Consider the following 24,250-nt stretch of genomic DNA (forward strand, 5'->3'; position numbering starts at 1 on the left):
GTCACTTGTATCAGCAGCACTTTGGCATGGCGCAGACCCCGTTTTCATTAACGCCCAATACGGAGTTTTTCTTTGGGCTAGCGCCTCATGTTGAGGCGCTGCAAGTGCTGCAAACGGCGTTGCAAACTGGCGAAGGCTTTATCAAGGTGATTGGCGAGGTCGGCACAGGTAAGACTCTTCTCTGCCGCAAGCTGCTTAATGATATTCCCGCTCGGTTCCATTGTGCGTACCTGCCGAATCCTTATCTCACGCCCGCTGAACTGCGCTGGGCGGTTGCGTTAGAGCTGGGGCTTAAATACTCAGCCAATATTGATCAACAGCAGCTGACCACCTTAATTCAGCAACAGCTGATCGCCTTATCGGCCCATGGTCACGCCATTGTGCTGGTGTTAGATGAGGCTCAGGCGTTGCCTGACGAGAGCCTCGAGGCGCTGCGGCTATTTACCAATCTCGAAACCGAAAGCCGTAAGTTATTGCAGGTGGTGTTGTTTGCCCAACCAGAATTAGATGAACGTTTGAGTTTAAAGCCGTTTCGCCAGTTAAGGCAGCGCATCACCTTTAGCTATCGATTACGGCCGTTAACCTATGACGAAACCGCCGCTTATCTCACCCATAGGTTACACATTGCGGGCTATCAAGGCGCCGCGTTATTTTCACCCAGTGGTTGTCGGCATATTGCCAAGGCGGCACGAGGGATCCCAAGGTTGATCAATATTTTGTCTCATAAAGCGCTGTTATTGGCCTTTGGTGAAGGGGCGTCACAAGTGCTGCCTCGTCATATTCGTGCAGCCATTAGCGATACCGAAGATGCAGGAGCCGAGCGGCGCAGTCCACGTTGGTGGTTTGCTGCGATTGCCACCGTATCAGTACTCTCTATCGCGGTGTGGCGCTGGGTGAGTGGGGCTCTCGTATGAGTGTGATTAATACCATGCTCAAAGATCTCGATAAGCGTCAGCAAGCTCAGCCCATAGAAACCCTTCCAGTGCCTGATGTACAGTATGTTGCACCTACGCCGGGTGCTTTTGCTCGTCTCTTGCCTTGGGCTTTACTCTTGTTATTGTCTGTATGTGGCACTATTGGCGCCACCATGGCGTGGCAGCAGCTGGCCATTTTAACCCAAAATAATACCCAGCTTGAGCAAGATTTACAGCAAGCGCAGCTGCCCGCAGTCAATGTCGCGGCACAAGAGTTAGCGTCATCTGAGCCTACAGAAGCAAAGGATATGAACGCGCTGGCAGAGTCACAGCAGCAGTTGCCTGATGTCGCGGCTAAGGGGATAGATAACCAAACATTAGCGGCGAATATCACGACAAATGCGAAGGCAAACCCCAATACCGATAGCAGTCCCCATGGCAGCGTCGATGCCATCACTGGCGACAATGCGGGCAGACATATTGCGATGCAACATACATCAGACAAAAATAGAGTAGCCGCCAGTGAGGTGAATCAACAACTAGTGCGCCAGCCTAACGCGGCAGAGCCTCGTCAAGTGGCAGGTGCAATGGCGGTGAAAGAAGTTAAGCTCACGCCATCGGCACTGGCCCAAAAGCGGTTTGCTTTAGGGCAGAGAGCACAAAATGAGGGGCAACTTCAGCAGGCCCAGGACTATTTTTCTGAAGCGATTGGCCTCGATCCTAGCCTGCATCAGGCAAGGCAACATTTAGCGGCGCTCTACTATGGTCAAGGGCGGCTCGGCGATGCCGACAGCACGTTAGCGCAAGGGCGAGTCTTGTATCCTGAACATTTTAATTATGCCCTACTGCAAGCCAGGCTGTATGAGGCATCCGGGGCCATAGATAAGGCATTAGCGGCGTTAGCGACGATTCCTGATGCTGATCTGCTTGCAGTGCAAAAGTGGACCATGCAGAGCCATTTAGCGCAGCAAGTACAACAGTTTGCGTTGGCTGAGCAGAGTTATCGCCAGCTGACGAGAGTCGATCCCAATCAAGCCAAATGGTGGATGGGGCTGGCCTATGCGCTCGACTCTCAGCAACAGTTTTTATCCGCGAAACAAGCCTATCGCCAAGCGTTGGCTCTCGATGGCTTATCAGCCTCTGCCAGCGCCTTTATCGAACAACGTTTAGCGCAGTTAGGAGATGTTGAGTGAAACCCAAGTTAAAAATGCGCCTAGGCGACCTGTTGGTACAAGAACAGATCATTAGCGAAGAACAGCTAATTCAGGCCTTGGCGGAGCAAAAAAAGTCCGGTAAAAAACTGGGGCGCACCTTAATCGATCTGGCTTATATCAGTGAAGAGCAGCTACTGAGGTTTTTATCTCAGCAGCTTAATATTCCCTTTTTGGATATCAGCCGCCGAGCGATCGCACCGCAAGTGGTGAATTTACTGCCAGAGGTTCAGGCGCGCCGTTATCGCGCCTTAGTGGTTGAAGATCACGGTGACAGCGTGTTAGTGGCCATGAGCGATCCGGCCGATCTGCAGGCGATGGATAACATCGAAGTGTTGCTTGCCCCTAAAACGATCCAAATTGCGGTGGTGACCGAAACTCAACTGCTGCACGCATTTGATAATTTGTATCGCCGCACAGGTGAAATTGCGCAGATCGCGGGCAAGCTCGATGAGGAGTATGCCGCCGACGATCAATTTAATCTGGCCAGTTTGACCGATGCCGACAGTGACAATGAAACCACAGTGGTTAAGTTACTGCAGTCGATTTTTGAGGACGCGGTGCAGATGCGCGCCTCGGATATTCATATTGAGCCGGGCGAAAAAGTATTGCGTATTCGTCAGCGTATTGATGGCCAGTTGCAGGAGCATACCCTGTCGGAAGTCAATATCGCAGCCGCGCTAGTGTTACGCCTTAAGTTGATGGCTGGGCTGGATATTTCAGAGAAACGTTTGCCCCAAGATGGCCGTTTTCACATGACGGTCAAGGGCCATAAGATTGATGTGCGTATGTCGACCATGCCGATTTATCATGGCGAATCTGTGGTGATGCGTTTGCTCGACCAATCCGCTGGGCTGTTAACGCTTAATGAAACCGGCATGCCGCCTGCCATGCTCGCCCGAGTACGGCGACAGATTAAGCGTCCCCACGGTATGCTATTGGTGACGGGGCCCACGGGTAGCGGTAAAACCACCACCTTGTATGGTGTACTCAGTGAACTCAACACCGCTGATCGTAAAATTATTACTGTTGAAGATCCGATTGAATATCAATTGCCTCGCATCAATCAGGTGCAAGTGAATCACAAGATTGGCCTAGATTTTTCTAATGTATTGCGCACCACGTTACGTCAAGATCCCGACATCATCATGGTGGGGGAGATGCGTGACCAAGAAACGGTCGAAATTGGCCTGCGAGGCGCGCTTACCGGTCACTTTGTGTTATCGACCCTGCACACTAACGATGCCGTGACCAGTGCGCTGCGTTTACTCGATATGGGCGCCGCCAGTTACTTGGTGGCCAGTGCACTGCGGGTCATTATTGCTCAGCGTTTGGTGCGCCGGGTATGCCAGCATTGCGCGCAGCCCTATGAGATGAGCGCCCAAGATAATGCCTGGCTTAGTTCGGTAAGCAGACGTGATTTTTCCCACGCCAATTTACGTATCGGTACAGGTTGTCAAAGCTGTGGTGGTAGCGGTTATCGTGGCCGAGTGGGGGTGTTTGAAATTTTAGAACTCGATGATGCCATGATTGAGGCGATGCGCAGTGGTAACCCACAAGATTTTGCCGCTAGCGCTTATCGCAGTCCTAACTTTACGCCATTGGCCGAATCGGCCTTTGATTACCTCGCCCAAGGCATCACCACCATAGAGGAAGTGGCTAAGTTGGTAGAGGATGCCTCTGAGACCCAGATACCGCTGGCGAGTCAGATGCATAGCCCACAGGGTGAGGGATAACCATGCCGGTTTATCAGTATCGTGGTAGAGACGCCCAAGGCAAGGCGGTGACCGGACGGCTCGACGCCGTATCGGCAAGCGCCGCCGCCGACCAATTAATGTCGCGCGCGGTGATCCCTCTAGAGCTGATTGAAACTAAACCTAAGCGTGACTTTAATTTAGGAACCCTGTTTAAAGGCAAGGTAGGGTTAGATGAGTTACAAATTTTTACTCGGCAGATGTACTCATTAACACGTTCAGGGATCCCTATTTTACGCGCGATAGCAGGGTTGTCGGAGAGCACCCATTCACAGCGAATGAAGCTGGCGTTAAAAGATATTTCTGAGCAGTTGACCGCTGGTCGGCCCTTATCGTCGGCGATGAATCATCATCCAGATGTCTTTGATGCGCTGTTTGTGTCGATGATCCATGTGGGAGAGAACACGGGTAAGCTCGAAGATGCTTTTATTCAGCTCTCGGGTTATATCGAGCGCGAACAAGAGACGCGCCGTCGAATTAAAGCCGCGATGCGCTACCCCATTTTTGTATTAATCGCCGTAGCGTTGGCCATGGTGGTGCTTAATATTATGGTGATCCCCAAGTTTGCCGAGATGTTTTCTCGTTTTGGTGCTGACTTGCCTTGGGCCACCAAATTGTTGATCGCCACCTCGAACTTTTTTGTCAATTATTGGTATCTATTATTGCTGGGGCTGCTGCTGGGGTTTGTTGGGATCCGCTACTGGCATAACAGCGAGAAGGGCGAGAAACAGTGGGATCAGTGGAAGCTCAAGATCCCTGCTGTGGGCAGCATTATCGAGCGCTCGACCCTATCACGTTATTGCCGTAGCTTCTCGATGATGCTCAGCGCTGGCGTGCCAATGACTCAGGCGCTCAGCCTCGTCGCCGATGCAGTCGACAACGCCTATATGCATGACCGCATCGTGGCGATGCGCCGTGGTATCGAGTCGGGTGATTCTATGCTGCGGGTGTCGAATCAGAGTCAGTTGTTTACGCCGCTAGTGTTGCAAATGGTGGCGGTGGGTGAAGAAACCGGACAAATCGATCAGCTGCTTAACGATGCCGCCGATTTTTATGAAGGTGAAGTCGATTATGATCTCAAAAATCTCACCGCAAAATTAGAACCTATTTTAATTGGGATTGTCGCAGTCATAGTCTTGATTTTGGCCCTAGGAATTTACTTGCCGATGTGGGACATGCTCAACGCGGTCAAGGGGGGGTGAAAAATGAGGCAACGGACTTATATTCGGCAGGCATTGGGTCGGTGTTAGATGCAGCGTCAACAGCTCGCCGATAGTGAACTAATACAGCTTTATGGCAAGATGATCGCCATTGTGGTGGTGTTGCTTATCTTAACCGTATTAGCCTTTCGCTTTATGGGCAGTGTCGAGCAAGTCTCTAACCAAGGGCTGAAAGTGGAACATACCCGGTTAGTGAATGTACTCGCCATGGTGCGCTCCCAGTGGTTAAGCCAAGGCCGACCCGACAGCTTGTTGCTGAACTGGTCGACAGGTGAGTCCAGCACCAGCGTTGAGCCAGTGCTGATTAATCAACAAGGGCTGCCAACGCTTGAGCGCGCCGATGAGGCTGGATGCCGGCAGTTGTGGCTACAGCTACTGGGACCCAAACCTGACAGGGTCGATGTGATGGTTGCGACAACAGATAATGGACCAGCATGTGAGTATGTCAGCGGCAATGGTGACAAGTTAATTTATCAGCTAAATAGCGGACAAGTGAGCTGGAGTAATAATGACTAAATATCGAGATATCAATAGTTTCTAATTTTTGTTTAACTGTTAGAATTAGCGCTATATACCATAGAGGCAATAAATATGAATATGACCACCAAGATGGGACGACTAAAGCAGCAAGGATTCTCGCTTATTGAGTTAGTTATTGTCATCGTGATCTTGGGCATTTTAGCGGCAACCGCGATCCCGCGTTTTCTGAATGTGACCGATGATGCCGAAGATGCCAGTGTCGATGGCGTTGCTGGTGGGCTTGCCACTGCAGTTAGCTTTGTGCGTTCACAGTGGGAAGTTGATGGTCGCAATGCGAACAGTGTCGTACTCGACGGCACCACCATTTCATTGGATCCCCGCTTTGGTTTTCCAACAGCGACAGTGCCTAACGCCAGTGATGTCACGCAGATGAGCGATGCCAGTTGCCAAGAGGTATTTAATGCCATATTACAGAGCCCACCGCGTAATGTGCTTTATACCCAAGATGCGCGTAATCAAAGGTTTACTGCGAGAGTGCTAGACGGTAGTGGGGGCAGCGCGGTTGATCTCAATGGTGATCTAGTCAGTAATATCGATTTGTGTGTTTATCATCAAGTCAATTCATTGGCATTAGATCAAGCTAGTGGTATTGCCACTCCGACTCCAGATTTAGATGTGGGTAAAGGGGTGACCTATAACCCCGCAACAGGTGCAGTAGTGAGCTTCACTCATTAATGTCATTAAGCCTAAGTCGTTTATATAATTTATTATTTTTAATTAAAGGAAACATAGCATGAAAAAACAACAAGGCTTTACGCTTATTGAGCTTGTCGTGGTGATTATTATTTTAGGTATTTTGGCCGTCACCGCCGCGCCTAAATTTATTAACTTGCAGAGTGATGCACGCGCCTCGACATTAGAAGGGGTAAAAGCTGCCCTGCAAGGGGCGAATGCCTTAGTCTACTCTAAAGCCGCGATTCAAGGCAAAGAGTCTAAGCCTACTGCTGAGGTAATTATTGATGATAAAGGTGATACTGATGCAGATAACGATATTAAGGTGAATGCGGTATACGGCTACGTAAATAATGCATCAGCCGATCTCGTTGAGGTGCTCGATATTGATACCACTTCAACATCACCTGAATGGATCATTGTTGACTCTCCTAGCGTTACAACCGAGATTGAGGATGCGATAATCATCCACCCTGGAGATAAAGCCCCCTCTGATACTGCTAAGTGCTGGGTCGAGTATAAAGCTCCAGGTGCGCAAGGTGCTTCACCAGAATATAAAGTTGAAGATTCAGGTTGTTAATAAGGAATATCGTAAATGCATAAGCAACAAGGCTTTACCCTGATTGAATTAGTGGTGGTGATCATTATCTTAGGTATTTTAGCGGTTACCGCCGCGCCTAAGTTTATCAATCTGCAGAGTGATGCGCGCGCATCGACCATCGCCGGCTTAGAGGCGGCGCTGAAAGGGGGCGATAGCCTTATCTATTCCAAGTCGCTGATTGCCGGGAATGAAGCGCTGGGCGTTGGTGACGGTCCAACTGTTAAAGTTGATGCTGCCGGAACCCCTGTAAAGCTCAATTATGGACATCCTATTGCAGAATGGACCGGCAGCTTAGAGCATGTTTTGGATATCGATGTATCTCTTGAGTCAGCTGACGATGAGACGACTGAGTGGGTTTATTTGGAAGTCGGTGCAGAAAAGAGCATCTACTTTTACCCTCAAGGGCAAGACAGCCCTAAAGCAGATGCACCGGATACAGGCGCTTGTTATGTCCAATATCAGAACAACCTTGATGCACCTGGTAGTATAACTATCACCAGCGTGACCACGGGTTGTTAATAAAATACCCAATGAAAAGGCCTGCTTAGCAGGCCTTTTTTGTCACTGCTTTTTATACGCATCATTTTTACCAAGCTGTGCTATAAAAATCTGAAATGGGCGGCATTATTTGCCATACTCATTGAGTTACTAGAAAATATAACGCTATCAGCGGTTTGTGGGCGGAATATCAATGGGAAAACAGCAAGGCATTACCCTTGTGGAGTTAGTGACCACTATCATGTTGATTGCCATCTTGTCTGTGGTGGTGTTGCCACGGTTTTTTTCTGCTAGCAATTTTAGTGCCTTCACCTTAAGAGATGAGTTTATCGCCGAATTGCGACGGGTGCAGTTGATGGCGATGAATAATCAAGACCGTTGCTATGGCGTCAATGTCGATAAGAAGGCCTACCGGATGATGATCTACCAAGAGGATTGCAGCAGCGTTATCGTGACAGGTACAGCGCAAGCACTGCCCAATAACACAGCATTAAGCCTTAACGGCCTGTCGGTGTTTGCGCTGCAATTTGCCCGTGACGGCAGTGTCCCCGCATGCAGTAATGGCTGCGATATTAAGGTGAGCGCTGATGAGGTGTTAACGCTTAGGATTGAAAGTCAGGGCTATATCCATGGACGCTAACACTTACCATGGCCGTTACTTTATCCGCCGCCTAGGCCATCATGGGGCGCAAGGGTTTACCTTAATTGAATTGGTGGTCGGCATGTTAGTGCTCAGCATCGCCTTGGTGATGCTATCGACCATGCTGTTTCCCCAAGCCGACCGCGCCGCCGAGACTCTGCATCGTGTGCGCTCTGCCGAGTTAGCCCATTCATTACTCAATGAAATTTGGGGCAAACGTTACGATCAAAACACCAACCCTAATGGCGGCGTGCCAGCATGCGGCGCCGCAGCGCGCCCCGAGAGAGGCTTGCCAGCAGGCTTACCCTGCACCGCAGAGAGTGACTTTGGTGCCGCTGGGTTAAACCGTAATGCCTATCGTGATGTGGACGATTACCATAATCTTTCCCAAGATAATCTCATGCTTAACTCCTCGCGCACCTATGCGCAAGAATATCCCAACTATCAACTTGCGGTGCAGGTTACTTACCCTAATGGCGATAGCAATAGTAAATTAATCACCATTACGGTGATCACGCCCAGTGGCGAAGCCATCGTCTATAACGCGCTGCGGAGTAACTACTGATGCCCAATCGCTTCCTAAGTGTTCATACTCGCCGCCAGCACTCAGGCTTTACGCTGGTGGAGATGGTCACAGTGATCATTATTTTAGGGATTTTAGCGGTCGGCGTGAGCAGTTTTATCGTGCTGGGCACCCGTATTTTTGTTGAATCGACTTCGGTCGATCAGGTGTTGAGCCAAAGCCGATTTGCCATCGAGCGTATGACGCGCGAGCTACGTAACGCGCTGCCTAATAGCATCCGCGTTACCCCAGCATCGACCACTTACCAGTGCATCGAATATTTGCCCATCATGAGCAGTGCCAGTTACCTGCAACTGCCTATCGCGCCAGGTGGGGCTGCCGCTAGCGGCAGTATTATGCAGCCATCACAAACGATTGATGAGGCTCATAAAATGGTAGTTTACCCGCTAACGGCTGCGCATGTTTATGGCGCAACGCCTGCAGGGACGACAGGGCGCATGTTTGATATTAAACAGGTGAATGGCAGTTTGGTGGAGTTTCACCGCGCGGTGCGTTTTGATGAAGCGTCGCCGCAGCGGCGCTATTTTACGGTAACGGAGTCCGTCAGTTACTGCTTTTTGGCCAGCGGCGAGGTGAGGCGTTATAGCGGCTATAATCTTAGTGCCGCTCAGCCTAGCCCCGCTCAGATGGGGGCTGGGGTATTGATGGCCGAAAATGTGGTGAATAATCTCATCAGTGACGCGCCCATTCGTTACACACCTGGAACCTTAATGAATAATGCGGTGGTGCAGTTAAGCCCACTATTTGAGGTTAACGGTCAAACATTTCAATATCAGCACCAAGTGCAGGTGATCAATGTCCCCTAAGACGAACCCTATAATATCATCGACCTTGAGTGCCCAGCGTGGTGGCGCCTTGGTGATCGGCCTGTTTGTCATCACAGTGATGTTTTTGCTGGCCTCGGCGCTGATTAATGTGGTGCAAGATGCTGACGAACAGGTGAATTTAGAGGTGCTGGGCACTCGGGCTTTTGCCGCAGCCAACAGTGGCGCCGATGTGGCGCTAGCACGCTTATTTCCGCTCGATGCGAGCGCCGGAGAGTGCGATTACAGCGCTCAATCTTGGACGCCACCCAATGTGGTGGGCTTTAAGGGGTGTAGCGTCCAGCTTACATGCCGAGCGAGCGATTACAGTGGCGCAGTGCAGTATCTTATTAGCAGTGAAGCCACCTGCTTCGCAGGGCCATGTGACGGTGATAATTGCATGAGAGTTAACCGTAAAGTAGAGGTCGAGGCGCGTGAGTAAATTATTTGTTAGCTCAATGCTATTCATCATACTGATGCCTCTGTCTGTATTGGCAGTGCCACAATGCGATAATATTTTTACGAACCCCCCTTCTGGTAATCATGATCCTGGTTTAATGCCACCTACAGATATTGGGCCTGAACTTGGTAATCTGGAATGTGATGGTAAGAATGACGCCTCTATATGCTCTATTTTATTGAATAATATAGATTATAACTTTGCTGATGGTGAAGTGAAACAAGGGGATTATATTCGCACTAATAGTGCAAGCACGCGTTTGTATTTTGATAATTTGACCTTAAATCAGGCCAGTGTGAATCAATTTGGCAAGGCTGAGAACTTAATTATTTATGTCAGAGGGAATTTATCGATTGCAGGACAAAATGTGCTTAATGCCATCATTTATGTTGCTGGTACTGTCAAACTTACTGGTAATGCTAGTATTAGTGGAGCATTAGCATCTGGGGATGATTTAGATATTACAGGTAATGGTAATGTGGATTTTGACCCCAGTGCCATAGAAGATGCTGACTTCGGCGGCATGTGTAACAAAGAACCTATCGATCCCGTCATAATCGATCACTATCGCGTCGAATTTACCTCTGGCGCACTCAGCTGCGCGGCTAAAGCGATCACGCTGCGCGCCTGCATCAACAATGATTGTTCCAGTGAGTCAAGTGTGCGGAGTTCGGTCGAGCTTACTAAAAATAGTCATAAATATAGCGATGTGAGTTTTAGCGGTAATACCCAAACACAACTGTGGCACACCGATGGCGGTTCCGTGTCGGTAGGACTCGGTGCCACGGCGCCAAGTGCGCCCTATCGCTGTTATATCGACGGTGGCTTGGTGAATAATTCACAATGTTTGTTGAATTTTGAAGATACGGGCTTCTACTTCGATGTGCCTAACACCTTGTCTTGTAAGGACAGCACTAACTTTAATTTGTTTGCGGTAACCAAAGATACCCAGACTCAGCAGTGTCAGCCTCTGTTTGCCGATCAGACCAAGACGATTCATTTCAGCTTAGGTTACGAGCGTCCATCAGCCGTCAACAACCCAGCTAAATTAACCCTCAATAGTCTACTTGCGCCCACTGCAACCACAGAGATCGATGCTGGCACCACAAGTAGCATGGATGTTCATTTTAATGGGCAAGGGGTGGCGACATTGAGTGCCAATTATCCTGAGGCTGGTGTCGTCAGGTTAACGGCAGAGCATCTTCATACTGTAAATTTACCAACCGGTGGCACTGATACCTTAACCTTGAGTCACAGTGATACCTTTACCGCCGCGCCAGCGGGTTTTCACTTTTTCAATGGCGGCAGTAATAAGCGTTGCGATGCTAGTGATCCCTATGATGAAAATTGTCAAATATTAGCCGCTGCCGCTGAGCCGTTTGCTATGCAGGTAAAAGCGGCCTGTTGGCAAAGTGATGGCGACAGTGATTTTAGCGATAACAACGCGTTGCAAAATTTTGTCTACTCAGGATTTGGTATGCGCTCGCAAGTCGTGGAGCCTAGCTCAGGTAGTGATGGTAGCTTAGGGCTAGCATCGGTTGAATTTACGCTATCTAATACCGAAACAGCACTTTCGATTAGCGAGCAGAGCTGGAACGAAGTGGGCACCATGAAGGTAGCCTTGTCCTCTGCATTAAATTATGACGGGGTTACCATTGTTATCGACAAGTCGAGCAGTGAGGTGTTTGGCCGCTTTACTCCCGCTTATTTGGGGATCACGGGTAACATACCTGAAGTGACTCATAGCTGCGGTACATTCACCTATATGAACCAACCCTTTAGTTTTACCGCGGGAGCCGAGCCAAGGATACAAGTGGTGGGCTATAGTGCCAATAATGGCGTGACGACTAATTATCAACAGGGTGAGTGGTGGCGCTATCAGCATCGAGATGTTCAGCAGCGTAATAGCTGGGGCGGGCGTCAGTATCTCGATACCTCTAGCAGGGCGGCGATTGCTGATAGTCTGGCTCCAGCGTTATCGGGCGTGGTTAATTATCTGAGCACACCTAATGTTGCCGAATTAATTGGCGCGCAAGTCAATTATCTGCGCAGCCCAACGCCGCTCACACCATTTGATGGCAAGTTTGATTTGACCTTGTCGATTGCAGATGTGAGTGACGAGGACGGGATCTGTTATCAGGATGACGCTGCTGGCAGCTGCCGAAGCTTTACCTTTACCGATATCGCCGATGGTGATGCATTTACGCTTAGGTACGGGCGTTTGGCGTTAGAAAATGGTTATGGTCCAGAGTCTGAAAGTTTACGTCTGCCGCTGCGCGCCGAATATGTTAGCAGCGTCGCGTCCACAGGAGAGGCCACTTGGGTGATTAACAGCATAGATAACTGCTCACTCTACAATACTCAAACCTCACTCGATGCAACCGAGGCATCGACTGAGGGATTATATATGCAACCGCCGGCAGGCTTTCCTGCCATCCGCGCCTACAGTAACCCCACTTTAACCCTGCAGAGTGGCAGCCTTAGTTTAGGTCGAGGCTATAGCTATTTCTCTGTGCCAAATGCTGCCGGTGAGGTTCCGCTAAAGCAACACGTTAAGCCGTGGTTAAAGTGGTATTGGAATTTTGATGGCTCGACACCGACCACGCTTTACGATCCACGTGCGAATGCTTACTTTGGCACTTATCGAGGTCACGACAAGGTGATATTTTGGCGTGAAGTACGTTAAGCCAATAGTGACTTGTTAACTGGTTATGATGATGCGATGGGCGGTATAAATTCTTACGATGAGATGCAGGGTTAGCCCAGTAATCTCACTTGTGATACAAACCCTCACAAATGAACAGATATTTATGGTGCGATCGGCATAATATCCTTGTGGAATCGGGGGGTGATTGATAAAGTTACCTGATTTTTATTTTTCCGACTCGACTGAGACAGGCTGGTTACATGTTCAAGAAGCTGCGTGGCATTTTTTCTAACGATCTTTCGATCGATTTGGGTACGGCAAACACCTTAATTTACGTTCGCGAAGAGGGCATAGTGTTAAACGAGCCTTCGGTTGTTGCTATTCGTGGCGAACGCGGCAGTGGTGGGCAAAAGTCTGTTGCCGCTGTGGGCACAGAAGCCAAGCAGATGCTGGGCCGTACACCGGGTAACATTCAGGCCATTCGGCCAATGAAAGATGGCGTGATTGCCGATTTTTATGTCACCGAGAAAATGTTGCAGCATTTCATTAAGCAAGTGCATAACAACAGCGTTTTTCGTCCAAGCCCACGGGTGTTGGTGTGCGTGCCTGTTGGGGCGACTCAAGTGGAGCGTCGCGCGATCCGTGAATCGGCGATGGGCGCAGGTGCGCGTGAAGTCTATTTAATTGAAGAGCCAATGGCGGCGGCAATAGGTGCAGGTCTTCCAGTGTCGGAAGCCACAGGCTCTATGGTTATCGACATCGGTGGTGGTACCACCGAAGTGGCAATTATCTCGCTTAATGGCGTGGTGTACTCCTCTTCAGTGCGTATTGGTGGTGACAAGTTTGATGATGCCATCATCAATTATGTGCGTCGTAACTACGGCAGCCTGATTGGTGAAGCCACCGCCGAGCGGATTAAACACACCATAGGCACGGCTTATCCGGGTGATGAAGTACTGGAAATTGAAGTGCGTGGTCGTAACCTTGCCGAAGGGGTTCCGCGCAGCTTTACGCTTAACAGCAACGAAATTTTAGAAGCACTACAAGAGCCACTGTCTGGCATCGTTAGTGCCGTGATGGTGGCGCTAGAGCAGTCGCCGCCAGAGTTGGCATCAGATATCTCTGAGCGCGGCATGGTGCTCACCGGTGGTGGTTCGCTACTGCGTGATCTCGACCGTTTATTGATGCAAGAAACCGGTATTCCGGTGATGCTGGCCGATGACCCACTAACGTGCGTCGCTCGTGGTGGCGGTAAAGCCTTAGAGATGATCGATATGCATGGCGGCGATCTCTTTTCAGAAGAAAATTAATTCGACTTAATTTAGGCAGCTTAATGCTGGCAACCTGGTTTATGCGCTTTTTGTACTCATTTAGCCAAACGACTCGAGTCGAGTTGTTATCCCAGTCGCCGCAGGTAGCTGCCTTAAGTGTTTTATGAAACCCATTTTTGCGCGCGGTATTTCAAATCAATTCAGGCTAACATTGGCAATTATGTTGTCGGTGATCCTGTTGGTGGCTAACGATAGGCTTGAGCCTGTGCGTCAATCCATCTCCTCCATTTTAAGCCCCTTACAATACGTTGCCAACATTCCAGGTGCGGTACTTGACTGGTCGGCAGAAAGCTTGGCGACCCGTAACATGCTGGCTAAGCAAAACAAAGAGCTACTACGCCAACAACTGCTAATGAGTGAACGCTTGCAGCGTTTTGAACACCTGCGCCAAGAAAATGATCGTCTGCGCTCCCTGCTGGGGTCTCCTGTGCATATGGATGCCAAAAAAGTGGTCGCCGAGGTGATGGAAGTGGCCAGCGATCCCTATCGTCATTACGTGGTATTAAACCACGGTGCACGCAGTGGCGTGTTTGTCGGACAGCCCGTGGTCGATGCTCACGGCGTGGTCGGTCAAGTGGTAGAGATTAGCGAACTCACCAGCCGGGTGTTATTGATCTCAGATGTTACCCATGCCATTCCGGTGCGAGTAACCCGCAATGATGTGCGTCTGATGGTGCAAGGTACGGGTGAAATTGACGAACTGGAGCTACGCCACGTCGCGAAGAGTACCGATCTTCGAGTGGGCGATCTCTTGGTGTCATCTGGCTTAGGTAAGCGTTTTCCCGAAGGATATCCCGTGGCGCGTATTATCAGCGTCGGCAAAGACGATGGCCAGAGTTACGCCACCGTTACTGCCCAGCCTCTGGCAGCATTAGACAGAATTCGCTATCTGCTATTGCTGTGGCCCGATGGTTATGCTGCGCCTAGCAGTGATGAGACTGACAAGCCGGATGACGCTGCGGTAGAGGTAACACCATGAGTATGCATGTTCCCAACGGCCGCTGGGTCGTATGGTTAAGTTTTCTGGTGGCGATGTTGTTTCAAATCATGCCATTACCTAGCATCGTCGAAGGTTGGCGCCCCGATTGGGTCTTGCTGGTGATGATCTACTGGGCGATGGCGTTGCCCCACAGATACAATATTTTATCGGCGTGGATCTTAGGCGTACTGCTGGATATTTTACTTGGGGCACATTTGGGCATTCGGGCTCTGTCGATGTCATTAGTTGTCTATGTGGTGGTATTGCATTTTCAGCGCCTGCGCACCTTCCCCATGTGGCAACAAGCCTTAGTGATCGCCTGCTTGGTGTGCTTGCACCATCTGGTGGTATTTTGGATTGAGTTTGTGGTCGATGTGGCCCGTTTCGATGTCAGCCTGTTTTTACCTGCCGTATCGAGTTTAATCATCTGGCCTTGGGTCTTCTGGATGCTCAGACGGGTGCGGCGCACCTATAAAGTGAGATAAACATGACATTAGTATTAGCCTCAGCGTCGCCGCGTCGCCGCGAATTATTAGCCCAAATTGGCATGGCCTCCCCCGAGTTTAGCTTTGACGTATTAGCTGCCGATATCGATGAGAGTCACCAAGCAGGTGAAACCGCCGCCCAGTTTGTGCAGCGTCTAGCGGTGGAAAAAGCGCAAGCTGGCTTGGCGCTTTACGGCCAGTCACCCGCGGTGGTATTGGGCTCGGATACCATAGTGGTGCTCGATGGACAGATCTTAGGTAAACCAGTAGATGCAGCCGATGCCGAGCAGATGCTGCAGCAGTTGTCGGGGCGCGAGCATAGCGTGATGACGGCGGTGGCCGTGACCGATGGCACCAAGACGTTATCGTGTCTCGTTGAAACTAAAGTGCAATTTTGTGGCCTAACACAACAAGATATCCTCGCGTATATTGCCACCCAAGAGCCGATGGATAAGGCCGGAGCCTATGGCATACAAGGTCTCGGTGGGTGTTTTGTCGAAGCGATCAAAGGCAGCTATTCGGCGGTTGTTGGCTTGCCCTTAGTGGAAACCAAAGCCCTGCTGCGCGAGATGCAGGTCTTATAATTTTGAGCCAATTAGCTGTAGTGTTGGGAATAACGCTAACGCCTTAAATTAGAGTAAGTGAGTAGTCATGAGTCACATTGTCAAAAACAGAGTGCAGCGTAAGATTGGTTCTGAGTTATTGATCAATGTGACGCCGACCGAAGCCCGGGTCGCCCTGGTTGAATATGGCATCTTGCAAGAGGTGCATATCGAGCGGCGCATGAAGCGTGGCTTGGTTGGCAATATCTACAAAGGCAAAGTCAGCCGTGTATTACCCGGTATGCAAGCCGCCTTTGTCGATATCGGTTTAGATAAAGCCGCCTTCCTGCATGCCTCTGATATTGTGCCCCATACCGAGTGTGTCGCCGATGTAGAAAAAGGCAACTTTGTGGTGCGTGACATTGGTGAGCTAGTCCGTCAGGGGCAAGATATTATGGTGCAAGTGGTGAAAGATCCCTTGGGCACTAAGGGGGCGCGTTTAACCACAGACATCACCCTGCCTTCGCGTTATTTAGTCTTCATGCCGGGTTCAAGCCACATTGGGGTATCGCAACGCATCGAGTCTGAAGAGGTGCGTGCCCGCCTAAAAGGGTTAACCGAGCCTTTTGTTGATGAAGATGGCGGCTTTATTATCCGCACCGCCGCCGAAAATGCGGGCGAGCAAGAGCTAGTACAAGATGCCGCCTTCCTACGCCGTGTTTGGGGTAAGGTCAGCGAGCGCCGTAAACGTCCTGGCGTGGCGCTGTTGTATCAAGATTTAGCGTTGCCGGTGCGTATTGTACGGGATTTTGTCGGCACCGAACTGGACCAAATTCAGGTGGATTCGGGCCAGACCTATGAAGAGCTGCTGCAATTTGCCCAAGAGTTTATGCCGGAGATCGCCGAGAAGATTGAGCACTACTCGGGTCGAGTGCCCATTTTTGATCTTTATGATGTCGAAAATGAAGTGCAGCGCGCCCTTGGGCGCAAGGTCGAGCTAAAGTCTGGTGGTTACTTGATCATAGATCAAACCGAAGCCATGACCACGGTCGATATCAATACTGGCGCGTTTGTCGGCCATCGTAATCTTGAAGAAACCATTTTTAACACCAACCTCGAGGCGACCCATGCCATTGCCCGTCAGCTGCGGCTGCGTAATTTAGGTGGCATTATCATTATCGACTTTATCGATATGCTTAATGAAGACCACAAAAAACGGGTATTAACCACCTTAGAAGCCGCCCTAGCGACCGATAGAGTAAAAACCAATGTCAGTGGTTTTTCAGGCCTTGGCCTAGTCGAGATGACCCGTAAACGCACCCGAGAAAGTTTAGAGCATGTGCTGTGTGGTGAATGCCCGGTTTGTTTAGGTAAAGGTACCTTAAAAACGGTGGAAACGGTTTCTTATGAAATTTTCCGTGAGATCATTCGCCTCGACCGTGGCTATGATGTCGATGAGTTTTTAGTCTATTGTTCACCAGCCGTGCACACCAGTTTAACCGGTGAAGAGAGTCATTTATTAGCTGAGCTGGGCGCCTATATCGGTAAGCGGGTACGGCTGCAGAGTGAGCCTATGTATGCGCAGAATAAATTTGATGTGGTGATAATGTAGTGTCACGTTCATTTTGTCCCCGTAGCTTTGGCCGTTTATGCTGGCAAACGTTAGCGATTATTTTGGTGGTGTTTGCCCTTAGTGTGAGCTTGTTTCGTGGTTTGCTCCCCAAGCTGGATCAGGTGCGTCAGCAGCTGGTCAGCTATATCGAACAAGAATACCAAGTCGTGGTTAATGTCACCGAGTTGACCGCTGAATGGCAGGCGTTTGGGCCAGCGATGACGGTTAAAAACTTGGTGCTACCACCGCAAAATAATTTACCTTTTACTTTAGTGATCAAAGATGTGCATGTGAAACTCGACTTTTGGCAAAGCCTAGTGTCGGCCTCACCACAAATTGAGAATGTCATTTTTGAAGGGGTGCAAGTCGCCCTAAATATCGATCAATTAAACTCAAGTGCTAGCACTAACGCAGCATCGAGTGGGCCTGCAGCCAATACCGACTGGGTATATAAGTTGCTATTAGAGCAGCTCGATAGGTTTGCCATTACCGATGTTAAAATGCAGCTACTCAGCGATGGACATCAATATCCGCCTATTCATATCAATAATTTGCGCTGGCGCAATCTTGGTGACTCTCATCGTGGCCAGGGGCAACTGTTTCTCGACCATGGGGCCTCCGAGGTCGAGCGTTTATCACTTCGTGTCGATATTAATGGTGATGGGAGTCGCCCCGATGAATTGATCGGCCAACTCTATGTTGCCGCTAACGCGTTAGATCTCGGTGAATGGGCTTCAAAACAAGTTAATCCTTACGATAAAAACCGCAGTTTACCGCTTGAAGGAGTGGTGAACTTACAGGCGTGGGCTAGTTTTGCACGGCGGCAAATTACGTCTGCCACTATGGCATTTACCCCTAGCTGGTTACAGTGGCAGCTAAATGGTGAGCAGCAAAAATTTGAGATCCAAGCGGGGCAATTTAATTGGGCCCCTACCAGCCAAGGTTGGCACTTAACCAGTCACAATTTAGCCTTTGTGACTAATCAGCAAGCGTGGCCAGAGCTTAATGTCAGCCTGAGTCAGCAACAAGATCGCCTACAAGGGGCGATCAATCGGCTCGACGCCAGTGTGCTGCTGCCGCTGCTGCCCTTGGTACCGGGTATGGAGTTGGCTGGGCTTAATACTTGGCAAGCGATGTCGCCCAGCGGCTCGATTGTCGATGCGCGCCTCGAGTATGAGCTTAACCAAGCTGCGCCCGCGCTGCGTTTTTCTGCCAAGGGACAACAGCTGGCTTGGCTATATGAGCAAGGTATCCCGGGCAGTGGCCCTATCGATGTCGTGCTTGGCCTTGATGGTACAGACCTGTATGTGTCGTTACCTAAGCAGGATTATCGCATCGACTTTGATAGCGGCTTTGCTGAGCCGCTGCGTCTAAGTGGTGAGCCAGCAACCGTTAAGTATGATATGGACAAGGCGGCGCTGATCGCCCCGCGTTTACAGCTTGCCAATGCCGATTTACGACTCGACGCCGGCCTAAAAATGCTGTTTGCTGATAAGGTACACTTGAGCTTGCTGGCCGATGTGATAGTGAAAGATGCTGCCAATGCTAAGCGCTACTTTCCGCAGCATGGCATGAGTAACACCTTAATCGATTACCTGACTGGCGCCATTAAGGCTGGACGCAGTGACGATGCCAAGGTGTTATGGCATGGCCCCTTAGCCAACTTCCCCTATGACGATAACAGTGGTGTGTTTCAGGCGGGATTTACCCTGCAACAGGCGCGTTATCAATTTGTGCCCGATTGGCCCGAAGTGGACGCCTTGAGCTTAAGTGCCTTATTTGAAAATGCGGCCATGGATATCTGGGTCGAGAAGGGCAAACTACTCGATGTGGTCGCCGACGGTACTCATGTGGGCATTGCCCGCATGGGGAAGGAGACTGTCTTAACCGTCAAAAGTGATCTGCACACCCATGGCGATGCGGCAACCGCCGTATTGTTACAGTCGCCACTCAGAGATAGCGTTGGTGCCACGCTTGAGGTGGTGCAGGTGCAAGGCGAGGTCGATGCCAAGTTGGACTTGACCATTCCCTTGTATGACGGTGGTCAAGAAGATATTCGTGGCAGCGTATCCTTTAACCAGACGCCGGTGTACATCAGTCAACCCGGCGTACAGCTCAATGATGTGACGGGTAAGATCTATTTTGTCAATGAAGTGGTCACGGGCGAGGCCATTACGGCGCAGTTATTCGATCAACCCATCTCTTTGAGTTTCGACACTGGTAAGGTTAACCAGAATTACGGGTTAAACCTGGATATGCTGGGGCGTTGGCAGCTCGATGGTTTATCGCCCATGCTAGACAACCCCTTGAGTGACTATTATCAGGGCAACCTCGATTGGGTTGGCGCGCTCACATTAATTTTCGACCCCTTGGGTTATCGCATGCAAGCGCAGATCAGCAGCGATCTTAAGGGCGTAAGCCTTACCTTGCCCGGCGATTTTGCCAAAAGCGCCGACACTACCACTAACCTATCCCTTGAACTCATCGGTGATAACAAGCAATCGTCACTGGGAGCCAAACTGGGGGAGAAACTCGAATTTTGGGGCGGTTTCAATGAACAATCGGCCGGCCAGTTAGCTCATTTTGACCTGCTACTGGGGCGCACCTTCAAGCCCGGAGATGAGTTACGCCGCGATAAAGGTCACCTGCAACTGGATCTGCCCGAGACCGATTTTGTGCAGTGGCTGCCTATTATCCAAGCATTGATAGCGGCCGTGCCCGCCAGTACCGATGAACTCGATACGGCCATGGTTAAGGCCTTAACGCCAGAGTCATCAACGGCTAAATCCCCACAAATAGATCCTGATCATAGCATCGCCTCAACCTTGATGAGCGCCGAGATAGTGGAAGATAAGGCGGTCGAGCGTGGATTTTTTCCTGCGCTTATCTCTCTCGATGGCAACATAGATAAATTATTGTTATTTGGTCAGCCGCTGACCGATTTGGCGTTGCAAGGTCACACCACAGAGCATGGCTGGCGTTTTGAGGGGCAAGCCAAAGAGTTTTTAGGTCGCATCGATTTTTACCCCGATTGGGCCACCCAAGGAATCAAGGTGGTTGCTAGTCATTTTGACTTTGCTGTGGCGACTCAAAGCGAGTCGTCAGCTGCGAATTTTACTCAAGACACCGTCTTGAACCATCTGCCGCCATTGGCCATCGATGTCGATGAGTTTAGTGTGTTTGATAAGCCTTTAGGTCATCTGGTGTTGCAAGCCTCACCTGAAAATGGCAATTATCAAATTCAGACGATCTCGCTCACCACTGAAGGTATCACCCTTAAGGGCAAAGGGGCTTGGCTTAATCGCGAACAGCAAAATCGTACCGAGTTTGAACTAGATCTTAAGGCTAACACCTTCGATGAGGTGTCAGAACGTTTAGGCATAAATACAGGGCTTCAAGAGTCGCCCGTGGCGCTGCAAGCCCAGTTATCTTGGGCCGGTGCTCCTTATGCGTTTTCGTTAGAGACCTTAAATGGCCAAGTGAACTATCAACTAGGTAAAGGTCATCTGTCGCAAGTCAGTGATAAAGGCGCGCGGATTTTCTCGCTGTTTAGCCTAGATTCTTTGCTACGTAAGCTGTCGCTGGACTTTTCGGACGTATTTGGCAAAGGGCTCTATTTTACCTCTTTTACTGGCACGCTTAAGATAGACAATGGCGTGGTTAAAACCACAGATTCTGAGATGGATGCCGTGGCCGGTAATATGCGGGTGCGCGGTTATACCGACCTGACCACCGAAAGCTTAAATTATGATATTCGCTTCGTGCCGCAACTGGCCTCCAGTGTACCGACTGTGGTATTACTGAGTACTGGCGGTTGGACCTTAGGCTTGGGGGCATTTGCCTTGACCAAGGTGCTAGAACCTGTGATTGAGGTGATTTCAGAAATCCGCTTTAGGCTCACAGGTACCATGTCAGAGCCTAAGCTCGAAGAACTCGAGCGTAAGAGTAAAGAGATAGAGATCCCCGAGTCTGTGCTGCCAGAACATCTGCGCAAGCAAGTAGTGCCCAAGGCAACGTCGCCTACCACAATGGAAGACGAGGCGCCGATTGAGACTAACGCCGCAGGAGTTGAGATCCCACAGCCAGCGGTTGAGGCGCGGCCAGCGTTTAATGAGTCGCCAAAACCGATAAAACAGCAGGGCAATCTTTCCAGCGCCAATTCGACCCGTGATAACAAGGAGCCAGTGTATGCAGGTCAGCTTATTACAATGTCAAAGCAGCCGCGATGTCAGCGAAAATCTTCAATTTATCGACGAGCAGCTTAAGCTATTAGCGCCGAGTGCGCAGCCACATCTAGTGGTGTTACCCGAGTGTTGTTTGTTGTTTGGTGGCCATGAAAGCCAGCAACTCGCCTATGCAAGTACTGACCAGCACAGCCCGCTAAAGCAGGCTTTGGCGCAAAAAGCGGCGCAATATGGGGTTTATCTGGTGGCCGGCACGATACCGATTTTAGCCGACGATGGACGGGTTTATAGCCGCAGTTATCTGTTTGATGATAAGGGCGCTACGTTAGGCCACTATGACAAGCTGCACCTGTTTGATGTGGATGTGGCCGATGGCACTAAAAGCTATCGCGAAAGTGAGACTTTTTGCCCAGGAGAGCGGATCACTGTGGTCGATACACCTTTCGGTAAAGTCGGTATGGCGATATGCTACGACCTCAGATTTGCCGACCTGTTTCGCGCCATGCGAGAGATGGGCGCCGAGATCATTGTGCTGCCTGCGGCGTTTACTAACGTCACTGGCAAGGCACACTGGCAGCCCTTGTTGCAGGCGCGGGCGATAGAAAACCAATGTTTTGTCTTGGCTGCGGCGCAGTGGGGGCAACATAATCAGGGCAGTCGCGAAACCTGGGGTCACAGTTGTGTGATAAACCCATGGGGCGACATAGTGGCACAGAAAAATGAGCAAATCGGGTGGCTGTCAACGACTATCGAGCTGGATGAGCTAGCGCCTATTCGCCGTGCCATACCTGTGGCTAAACATAATCGGTTTAGCGTGCCTAAGCTCAGATCCTAAGCGATCTGGGTATTGAATGAATCATGAAATAACTCGCACAAGGCGAGCTAAAGAGAGAGTATTAATGCCATTTTTAACCCAAGTAGAACAGAGCTTATTGCAAGATGGATTGTCGCTTGCTCAGTTGCAAGGCTATTTAAATAGCATTCATCAGCATCAGGTCGATTTTTCTGATCTCTATTTTCAAGGCAGTCGTCACGAATCTTGGGTATTAGAAGATGGCATCGTTAAGGATGGCAGTTTCCATATCGAACGCGGCGTGGGTGTGCGGGCGATCTCAGGTGAAAAAACCGGGTTTGCTTACGCCGATGAAATTACCCCTAACGCCTTAAACGCGGCCGTTGAAGCGGCGCGCGGCATTTCGGCGGCGGGCAACAGTGGCCAAGTTAAAGCCTGGAAACGACAGCAGGTGCAATCGCTGTATCAAAGTGCTGACCCGATCGCGGCCATGGAAGAGGTGAAGAAAATTGCCTTACTTAAACAAGCCGATGCCTATGTGCGCAGCTTAGACAGTCGCATTATTCAGGTGGTCATTAGCCTCTCTGGCGTCCATGAGGAGATCTTAGTTGCCGCCAGTGATGGCACGCTTGCAGCCGATATCCGCCCCTTGGTGCGCTTCAACTGTAGTGTGATCTTAGAGCAAGACGGTAAACGTGAACGCGGTGCCAGTGGTGGCGGTGGACGTCATGATTATCAGGTGCTATTTGATGCCGATGAGACCGGCTTACCTTACTGTTTTGGATTTGCCCGCGAAGCGGTGCGCCAAGCCTCGGTGAACCTAACTGCCATCGATGCCCCTGCTGGTGAAATGCCTGTGGTGTTGGGCGCAGGTTGGCCGGGCGTGTTACTGCATGAAGCGGTCGGTCATGGCCTAGAGGGTGACTTTAATCGCAAGGGCAGCAGTGCCTTTAGTGGCAAAGTGGGGCAACAGGTGGCATCTAGCCTAGTGACGGTGGTGGATGATGGCACCATAGTTAATCGTCGTGGTTCACTGAGCATCGATGATGAAGGGGTGGCGACCCAAAAGACAGTCTTGATCGAAAACGGTATCTTAAAAGGCTATATGCAAGACAAGCTCAATGCGCGCCTAATGGGCGAACAATCGACGGGCAACGGTCGCCGCGAGTCTTATGCCCACCTCCCTATGCCGCGTATGACCAACACATACATGGAAGCGGGTGAGTCCGATCCGAGCGATATCATTAAGTCGGTAAAAAAGGGCATTTATGCGCCTAACTTTGGCGGTGGTCAGGTGGATATCACATCGGGTAAATTTGTTTTCTCGGCTTCTGAAGCTTATCTCATTGAAAATGGCGAAATAACCCAAGCCATTAAAGGCGCAACCTTGATCGGTAATGGGCCAGAGGCCATGGGGCAAATTTCTATGGTGGGGAATGATTTGGCCCTCGATAAAGGGGTTGGCGTGTGTGGTAAAGATGGCCAAAGCGTGCCCGTCGGGGTGGGGCAGCCTAGCCTTAAACTGGACCGCTTAACCGTGGGTGGTACCGCGTAAGGTATTACTCATTCGAGCTATGTTGATCTGGCTCAGGCCACAATAGCGTAATATGAGTCGGTCAATCGGATAGGTAAAGCGTACCTAACGCTCAACTTCATTCATACAGAGTGATAGTCTGAATGAAGTTGAGCACAGATGCAGACAGTATCGAGTGTGTTTGTGCCCATCTGGCTACTACTTATATGGGATGGATGTTAACATCCGCCAAGGATTAGAGTTATAA

21 protein-coding genes are annotated in these 24,250 nt (G+C 50.2%); all 21 read left to right on the plus strand.

The features are described 5' to 3' along the window. Positions 1–5 precede the first annotated feature (5 nt). The 21 genes from AC5YBZ_RS01920 to tldD all read left to right on the plus strand — a co-directional run bounded on the left by AC5YBZ_RS01920 (position 6) and on the right by tldD (position 24,024). Entirely contained in the window at positions 6–914 is a 909-nt protein-coding gene (locus AC5YBZ_RS01920; RefSeq protein ID WP_494524277.1) for an ExeA family protein, read from the plus strand. Next, complete coding sequence (locus AC5YBZ_RS01925; protein ID WP_494520220.1) at positions 911–2,107, plus strand: tetratricopeptide repeat protein; 1,197 nt, start codon at positions 911–913, stop codon at positions 2,105–2,107. Before AC5YBZ_RS01920 ends, AC5YBZ_RS01925 begins: the two co-directional genes overlap by 4 nt. After that, complete coding sequence (locus tag AC5YBZ_RS01930) at positions 2,104–3,861, plus strand: GspE/PulE family protein (RefSeq protein WP_494543361.1); 1,758 nt, start codon at positions 2,104–2,106, stop codon at positions 3,859–3,861. Before AC5YBZ_RS01925 ends, AC5YBZ_RS01930 begins: the two co-directional genes overlap by 4 nt. A gap of 2 nt (positions 3,862–3,863) precedes the next feature. Further along, entirely contained in the window at positions 3,864–5,081 is a 1,218-nt protein-coding gene (locus AC5YBZ_RS01935) for a type II secretion system F family protein (protein WP_494524279.1), read from the plus strand. 48 nt (positions 5,082–5,129) lie between these two features. Further along, entirely contained in the window at positions 5,130–5,615 is a 486-nt protein-coding gene (locus tag AC5YBZ_RS01940) for a hypothetical protein (protein WP_494543362.1), read from the plus strand. Between the two features lie 75 nt (positions 5,616–5,690). Further along, a complete protein-coding gene (locus tag AC5YBZ_RS01945; RefSeq protein ID WP_494520216.1) occupies positions 5,691–6,314 on the plus strand; it encodes a prepilin-type N-terminal cleavage/methylation domain-containing protein in 624 nt (207 codons plus the stop codon). A gap of 58 nt (positions 6,315–6,372) precedes the next feature. Next, the gene (locus AC5YBZ_RS01950; protein ID WP_494543363.1) at positions 6,373–6,891 is read left to right on the plus strand and encodes a prepilin-type N-terminal cleavage/methylation domain-containing protein; all 519 of its coding nucleotides are present in this window, start codon (positions 6,373–6,375) and stop codon (positions 6,889–6,891) included. A 15-nt stretch (positions 6,892–6,906) separates the two neighbouring features. After that, positions 6,907–7,431, plus strand: coding sequence for a type II secretion system protein (locus AC5YBZ_RS01955; protein ID WP_494543364.1), 525 nt, complete (start codon positions 6,907–6,909; stop codon positions 7,429–7,431). A 172-nt stretch (positions 7,432–7,603) separates the two neighbouring features. Continuing rightward, the gene (locus AC5YBZ_RS01960) at positions 7,604–8,050 is read left to right on the plus strand and encodes a pilus assembly FimT family protein (RefSeq protein ID WP_494543365.1); all 447 of its coding nucleotides are present in this window, start codon (positions 7,604–7,606) and stop codon (positions 8,048–8,050) included. Next, positions 8,040–8,615 carry a prepilin-type N-terminal cleavage/methylation domain-containing protein gene (locus tag AC5YBZ_RS01965; protein WP_494543366.1) on the plus strand — a complete coding sequence of 192 codons (576 nt, stop codon included), beginning with the start codon at positions 8,040–8,042 and terminating at the stop codon, positions 8,613–8,615. Before AC5YBZ_RS01960 ends, AC5YBZ_RS01965 begins: the two co-directional genes overlap by 11 nt. Further along, positions 8,615–9,439 (plus strand): PilW family protein, encoded by an 825-nt coding sequence (locus AC5YBZ_RS01970; RefSeq protein ID WP_494543367.1) that lies wholly within the window; start codon positions 8,615–8,617, stop codon positions 9,437–9,439. Before AC5YBZ_RS01965 ends, AC5YBZ_RS01970 begins: the two co-directional genes overlap by 1 nt. Then, complete coding sequence (locus AC5YBZ_RS01975) at positions 9,429–9,878, plus strand: MSHA biogenesis protein MshP (RefSeq protein WP_494543368.1); 450 nt, start codon at positions 9,429–9,431, stop codon at positions 9,876–9,878. The genes AC5YBZ_RS01970 and AC5YBZ_RS01975 overlap by 11 nt, the downstream gene beginning before the upstream one ends. Then, the gene (locus AC5YBZ_RS01980; protein ID WP_494520210.1) at positions 9,871–12,582 is read left to right on the plus strand and encodes a DUF8470 domain-containing protein; all 2,712 of its coding nucleotides are present in this window, start codon (positions 9,871–9,873) and stop codon (positions 12,580–12,582) included. The genes AC5YBZ_RS01975 and AC5YBZ_RS01980 overlap by 8 nt, the downstream gene beginning before the upstream one ends. A gap of 221 nt (positions 12,583–12,803) precedes the next feature. Next, complete coding sequence (locus AC5YBZ_RS01985) at positions 12,804–13,853, plus strand: rod shape-determining protein (protein ID WP_494520209.1); 1,050 nt, start codon at positions 12,804–12,806, stop codon at positions 13,851–13,853. Positions 13,854–13,977: 124 nt separating this feature from the next. Continuing rightward, positions 13,978–14,853 carry a rod shape-determining protein MreC gene (gene mreC, locus AC5YBZ_RS01990; protein ID WP_494520208.1) on the plus strand — a complete coding sequence of 292 codons (876 nt, stop codon included), beginning with the start codon at positions 13,978–13,980 and terminating at the stop codon, positions 14,851–14,853. Next, positions 14,850–15,338, plus strand: coding sequence for a rod shape-determining protein MreD (mreD, locus tag AC5YBZ_RS01995; protein ID WP_494524286.1), 489 nt, complete (start codon positions 14,850–14,852; stop codon positions 15,336–15,338). Before mreC ends, mreD begins: the two co-directional genes overlap by 4 nt. A 2-nt stretch (positions 15,339–15,340) precedes the next feature. Continuing rightward, positions 15,341–15,922 (plus strand): Maf family protein, encoded by a 582-nt coding sequence (locus tag AC5YBZ_RS02000; protein ID WP_494520206.1) that lies wholly within the window; start codon positions 15,341–15,343, stop codon positions 15,920–15,922. A gap of 67 nt (positions 15,923–15,989) precedes the next feature. After that, complete coding sequence (gene rng / locus AC5YBZ_RS02005; RefSeq protein WP_494520205.1) at positions 15,990–17,492, plus strand: ribonuclease G; 1,503 nt, start codon at positions 15,990–15,992, stop codon at positions 17,490–17,492. Then, complete coding sequence (locus AC5YBZ_RS02010; RefSeq protein WP_494543369.1) at positions 17,492–21,757, plus strand: YhdP family protein; 4,266 nt, start codon at positions 17,492–17,494, stop codon at positions 21,755–21,757. The genes rng and AC5YBZ_RS02010 overlap by 1 nt, the downstream gene beginning before the upstream one ends. Continuing rightward, positions 21,681–22,511 (plus strand): carbon-nitrogen hydrolase family protein, encoded by an 831-nt coding sequence (locus AC5YBZ_RS02015; protein ID WP_494520203.1) that lies wholly within the window; start codon positions 21,681–21,683, stop codon positions 22,509–22,511. Before AC5YBZ_RS02010 ends, AC5YBZ_RS02015 begins: the two co-directional genes overlap by 77 nt. Before the next feature lie 64 nt (positions 22,512–22,575). Then, positions 22,576–24,024 (plus strand): metalloprotease TldD, encoded by a 1,449-nt coding sequence (gene tldD, locus AC5YBZ_RS02020; protein WP_494543370.1) that lies wholly within the window; start codon positions 22,576–22,578, stop codon positions 24,022–24,024. The last annotated feature ends 226 nt before the right edge of the window (positions 24,025–24,250 follow it).

The sequence above is a fragment of the Shewanella sp. 553 genome (genome assembly GCF_059338375.1).